Raw genomic sequence first — 5339 nt, forward strand, 5'->3', positions numbered from 1 at the left:
AACAACCTGACCGCCCTGGCCCCGGCCAAAACCGACTACCTCAAAGTCACCACCGCGTTCCCCACCACCGCGAACGACACCTTCCAAGGCGCCACCAGCACCATCGCCTTCGCCTTCACCGGCACCCAACGCACCGAAACCACCAAGTAGGACCCTGTACACAGAGCCCCGCCGGGCCTGGTCGGGCGCCCCCCTGCCCGATCAGGTCCGCCGGTATTTCCTGAGCCAGACTTGAGGATTTCCCGCAGGAAGCCTGAGCCAGATAGCCCAGACTTTCGATCAGAAGATAACCAACAACGGAAGGAACGCCAGGACCATGAGCGCACTGATCAGCATCAGCGGACCCGCCCTCAAGGGCCTGCGTTCAGCCGCAGAGCCTGCGAACACGTCAATGACTTTAGAGACCGCCGATGTGAAGCAGCCTGCACCGGCACCGACGACGACCGCCGTCGAGACCCCTGCTCAAGCCGCAACTCCAGCTAAAGCCGCCGGGACTCCAGCGAAAGCCCCCGCGGCCCCAGGCGCGTTCCGCCGTAGTGCTGCTAAGACGATGAAAATCCTGGGTTTTGGCATGCTGGCCACGGCAGCCTTGGTTTTCCTCTTCCTGGCGATCGGACCGCGCATCCTGGGCTACCAAACCTCCACGATGCTGACAGGATCGATGGCGCCGTTGATCAACCCGGGCGACGTCGTCGTCACCGTTCCGACGCCGATCACCGACATCAAGGTGGGCGACATCATCACCTACCACATTCCCGTGGAAGACCAGCGGGTGGAGACGCATCGCATCACTGAGGTCACCACAACAGCCGATGGCGGCGTGGCTGTCCAGACCAAGGGCGACGCTAATAATGGCATCGATCCCTGGATCGCCACGCTGCAGGGCAAAACAGTGGGCAAGCAGATCGCGACCATCCCTTACGTCGGGAATGCCATCCGTGCCCTCCGCGAACCACTCGTCCTGAACATCCTGATGTACGGGGCACCCGGGATCCTGGTCATCGGGATGCTCGCCTCCATCTGGCGCAGGGACCCCAGCAAATCGACGCCGGAAGATGCCGCGCAGCCACAAGCAGCCAGCCATGACTGACGAGGCAGACGGTCAGGTTCCGGCTCTGGAACCGTGCAGGTTGCAGGCCTTGGCCGATGAGATGGGAGACCCCACGCCGGCCTTGCGTTTTCTCTCCACTTACCTTTCGATGTTGCCGGGCAGGCTACTGAGGATCTCCAACGGCCTCTGCCAACACGACGCCGATGCCAGCATGGATGCTGTGCTGAGCCTCAGGATCTCCTCGGCAATGGTGGGTGCGCTTGAGACTGAGGACCAGTGCAAGGCCATCGAGTCGATGATCCGCGAGGAACACTTCGACTACGCCGTCCAGGCACTTCCGGCGCTCCGGCAATACACCGATCGCTGCTACGCGGCCGGACCGCAGCTGTTGGGCAAGGCCCGCGAGTCGCTTCACCCGCAGCCCGGAAAGTTGGACGGCCAGCGGAGCACTTAGCGTCGTGCCGACGGTTACCGTTCTCCCGCCGGCACGGGTGCAGGACTTTTGACCTGATGGGGCACCAGGAACAGCGCTGCGACTGCCAAAAGTCCCGCTGCGGCAAACACGTAGAAGCCGGCGGGATAGGCAATATTTGCGGCAACCAGGGTTCCAGTCACGGCAGGACCAACGATCGCGCCAAGGCGTCCGACGCCGGCAGCGAACCCGAGTGCCGTTCCCCGGAGTCGCGCCGGAAACAGCTGACTGACCCATGCGTAAACCAGAACCTGCGAGCTGAAGACGAAGACGCCGGTGACAAACACCGCGGCGTTGAGCAGGAACTCACTCTGGATCTTCACGCTGAGGACGGCCAGGAACACTGCTGAAAGCCCGAACCACAGCAGCACGATCTTCTTGGTTCCATGCCGGTCGGCAAGAATTCCGGCCAAAACCAGCCCGGCTACGGCGCCGAGGTTGAGGACCAGCAGCAGCGTCAGGCCCGTGCTCACGGTGTAACCCGCGGCTGCCATCAACTGCGGCAACCAGGTGTTCAAGCCATAAACCAGCAACAAACCCATGAACGACGCGATGCCAATTCCCACGGCCACCAGCGGATACGGCTTCTGCAGGAGGTCGCGGAACCCGGTCTTTTGCTTGCCGTCTGTGGAATGCACGACGCCGGGAGCCGCCTTTGTTGTTTCGTCCACCTTCACGGGTACTGCTTCGGGGAGCGACTCCGGCAATTTCGCCCACAGGAACGGCAGGAGTACCAGCCCGGCAATGCCGCCAATGATAAACATGAGACGCCAGTTGGGGACCACAAGGATGGCCAGGAACGCTGTCGCCACAGCACCTACGTGGTAGCCGGTCATTGTCCGCGTGGTCGACTTTCCGGCTGATCCTGCCGGTGCGTAATCGTTCATGTACGCGAGGGCGGCGGGAAGGCAAGCGCCCAGACCAAGGCCTGCCAGCAGGCGCAGTATCGAGAAGACGGCCACGTTGGGGGCGAAAGCCACACCGATCGTAAAGAGTGAGAAGCCGGCTACGCAGGCGATCAACAGCTTCCGCCGGCCGAACTTGTCGGACAGCGGGGCGATAAAGAGTGCGCCGAGTCCCACGCCTACCAAGGAGATAGTGGCAGCGAAGGTAGCCCCAACGGCATCAAAGCCTAGGTCACCGGTCTTGATGAGCGTTGGGATGACCGTCCCCAGGACCACCAGGTCGAAGCCGTCCAAGACCATGGCTAACCAACACAGCCAGACTGGCCATTGTGAGCGGCGGGCAGATGTCATCATTGGCATAGTGTCCTCGGGAGTTCTTCTTTGAGAGTGGATGTGGCCAGCAGAACGGCCGGTCGGTTATGAGAGTTGTATCACCGGCGGGAGTAACCTGAGGCACGTTCTACCATTGAATGGAAGGCGCCAGTCGCGCTCGTCTGGTTAGAAGACGCGTTTTGGTAGAAGAACCGCAGCAAGGAGCGCATCGTGGCCAACTCAGCATCCGGTGACTCCGTGGTGGATCGCGTAGTTCGGGTTATTGAGGCCTTTCCCGAAGGCGCCACCTCGCTGCAACTGACCGAACTCGCCGACAGGTCCGGCCTCCCGCTGTCGTCCGCCCACCGACTGGTTCGGCAACTCTCCGAGCATGGCTTGCTGGAACTGGGTGCTGGCGGGAACGTTCGGCTGGGACTCCGATTGTGGGAACTCGTTAACAGAAATTCGCCCACGCTCGCACTCCGTCAAGCAGCCATGCCCTTCATGGAGGATATTCAGCAAGTCTTGAACCAGAACGTGAACCTGGCTGTGCTTGAAGGGTGGGAGGCGCTGTTCGTGGAGCGACTTTCACGCCGCGGCTCAGTTGCCAACCGTGCACGCATTGCCGGTCGGATGCCGGTCCACATTTCCTCCGCCGGTCTGGCGCTGATGGCACACCAGTCCCGTGAATTGCAGGCGGAGTACCTCCAACAGTTCCACGACCCGGAAGGAAAGGTGACTTCCGACGTCGTACGCCACCTGTTGGCTGAGGCCGCGCAGCTGGGCTATGCGCAGCTGGCTGGCGTGGTCGATCCGGACACCTGGGGCATCGCCGTGCCCGTGATGAACCGGAAGCGGCGAGCCGTCGCGGCCCTTGGCGTCGTGGTGCCCTTGGCGGAGATGCGCCTGCAGGCCCTTGTTCCGGCGTTACAGACCGCTGCGCGGGGGATAGGCCGCCAAATTAAGGATTGATGTACTTTCCGTTCAACGGAATTTATGTAACACCGGTCACGCAGCTCGCGCCACACTGATTCCAGGCTCATCCCGTCCCAGCGGGACCGCAACGAAGCGAGGAACACCATGGCACGTACTACCGTCACCACTCAAGTCGCCATCATGGGTGCAGGACCCGCAGGGCTCATGCTCTCCCACTTGCTGGCCAAGCAAGGCATCGAATCCGTGGTGGTGGAGGTCCGCAGCCGCGAACAAATCCACCAAACTGTTCGCGCAGGCATCCTGGAGCATGGCACTGTCAACCTGCTGGTGGACTCCGGCGTCTCAGACCGGGTGCTCCGCGAAGGTGACCGGCACGATGGCATCGAGTTGCGGTTCAATGGCGAAAGCCACCGCATCAACTTCAAGGAGCTGGTGGGTGAATCCGTGTGGCTGTATCCACAAACGGACGTTTTCGCCGACCTCGCTGCGCGACGCGAGGCCGACGGCGGCGACGTTCGATACAGCGTCACGGACACCACGGTTCACGATCTCGAGGGCAAACCGAAAGTCTGGTTCACCGATTCCGACGGGCAGGAGTTCGAGATCCAGGCCGACTTCCTCGTTGGCGCTGACGGGTCTCGCAGCCACTGCCGTTTCCGGATCCCCGAAGCCAACCGAAAGTGGTTCTTCCACGAATACCCGTTCGCCTGGTTCGGTATCCTGGCCCAGGCTCCACGCAGCTCCGACGAACTGATCTATGCCAACTCCGAGCACGGTTTCGCCTTGATCAGCCAGCGGACCGAGACAGTGCAGCGCATGTACTTCCAGTGCGATCCCAAGGAAAACGTGGCCGACTGGAACGACGAACGCATCTGGTCCGAGTTCCGCAAACGCGTAAACGGCAACGGGTTTGAGGTCAACGAAGGCCCTGTCCTGGAAAAGATGGTCCTGCCGTTCCGAAGCTTCGTCCACACTCCTATGCGCCACGGCAATCTATTCCTTGCCGGCGATGCCGCACATACCGTCCCGCCCACCGGCGCCAAGGGCCTTAACCTCGCGATACACGACGTGAAGGTGTTGTTCGAAGGCTTCCACTCCTTCTACTCCAACGGTTCCACCACACTGTTGGATTCCTACAGCGACCGCGCCCTGGACCGTGTTTGGAAGGCCCAGCATTTCTCTTACTGGATGACCTCCATGCTGCACACCGTTCCCGGCGCAGACGACTTTTACCGCGCCCGCCAGCTGGGCGAGCTGCACTCCGTGGTCTCGTCCGAGCACGCCAAGGCGTACCTGGCTGAGTCCTACACGGGCTGGCCGGCGTCGCGGTAAGGCTTCGTCGCAGTTGAGTTTATGGTCGCGGGCTCAGCTTAGGCTCGTTGGCTCAGCTTATGGTCGCGGCTCAGCGTACGGTCGGGGCTTGTTTATGAGCGCTCGACGGCGCGCTCTCTCTTTGTAGCGAAGCGGCCAGCCTCAGCTGTACCAGCCCTCAATATGCACCGGGGCACCCCTACGTTCTGAGGGGTGTGTGGTGGTGGTTGCGTCGTGGTGTTTGGTGGGGGTCGATGTGTGGTGGTGGGGTGAACCAGGGCACGCCGGTGGTCATGTCGATCCGCCATTGTTCCTTGTGGATGACGTGGTGGTGGTGGCTGCAGAGCAGGGT

The 5339-nt window shown here is 61.8% G+C and carries 5 protein-coding genes and 1 pseudogene; 4 read left to right on the forward strand and 2 right to left on the reverse strand.

What is annotated here, in order from left to right; genetic code table 11:
* Positions 1–316: 316 nt before the first annotated feature.
* On the forward strand, positions 317–1090 hold the full coding sequence (locus tag AC1DD7_RS24300; RefSeq protein ID WP_477516907.1) for a signal peptidase I: 774 nt from the start codon (positions 317–319) through the stop codon (positions 1088–1090).
* Complete coding sequence (locus AC1DD7_RS24305) at positions 1083–1505, forward strand: Hpt domain-containing protein (protein WP_477516908.1); 423 nt, start codon at positions 1083–1085, stop codon at positions 1503–1505. Before AC1DD7_RS24300 ends, AC1DD7_RS24305 begins: the two co-directional genes overlap by 8 nt.
* A 14-nt stretch (positions 1506–1519) precedes the next feature.
* Here the strand turns inward: AC1DD7_RS24305 and AC1DD7_RS24310 are convergent, their stop codons facing one another.
* Positions 1520–2728, reverse strand: a complete 1209-nt coding sequence (locus tag AC1DD7_RS24310) for an MFS transporter (RefSeq protein ID WP_477516909.1) — start codon at positions 2726–2728, stop codon at positions 1520–1522.
* Positions 2729–2971: 243 nt separating this feature from the next.
* Here AC1DD7_RS24310 and AC1DD7_RS24315 point away from each other — a divergent pair, with 243 nt between their 5' ends.
* Both AC1DD7_RS24315 and AC1DD7_RS24320 read left to right on the forward strand, forming a co-directional pair.
* Positions 2972–3712, forward strand: a complete 741-nt coding sequence (locus AC1DD7_RS24315) for an IclR family transcriptional regulator (protein WP_477516910.1) — start codon at positions 2972–2974, stop codon at positions 3710–3712.
* A 108-nt stretch (positions 3713–3820) separates the two neighbouring features.
* On the forward strand, positions 3821–5008 hold the full coding sequence (locus AC1DD7_RS24320; protein WP_477516911.1) for a 4-hydroxybenzoate 3-monooxygenase: 1188 nt from the start codon (positions 3821–3823) through the stop codon (positions 5006–5008).
* Positions 5009–5186: 178 nt separating this feature from the next.
* On the opposite strand, the pseudogene AC1DD7_RS24325 reads toward AC1DD7_RS24320, so the two are convergent.
* Positions 5187–5339: pseudogene (locus AC1DD7_RS24325) on the reverse strand (DUF222 domain-containing protein); the annotation flags it as partial.

The organism is Paenarthrobacter sp. 10L412, assembly GCF_056395565.1.

What these genes read in the sequence shown, in the direction of transcription:
- AC1DD7_RS24300 (WP_477516907.1), top strand. Translation starts at nt 317, where the DNA reads ATGAGCGCACTGATCAGCATCAGCGGACCCGCCCTCAAGGGCCTGCGT.
- AC1DD7_RS24305 (WP_477516908.1), top strand. Translation starts at nt 1,083, where the DNA reads ATGACTGACGAGGCAGACGGTCAGGTTCCGGCTCTGGAACCGTGCAGG.
- AC1DD7_RS24310 (WP_477516909.1), bottom strand. Translation starts at nt 2,728, where the DNA reads ATGGTCTTGGACGGCTTCGACCTGGTGGTCCTGGGGACGGTCATCCCA.
- AC1DD7_RS24320 (WP_477516911.1), top strand. Translation starts at nt 3,821, where the DNA reads ATGGCACGTACTACCGTCACCACTCAAGTCGCCATCATGGGTGCAGGA.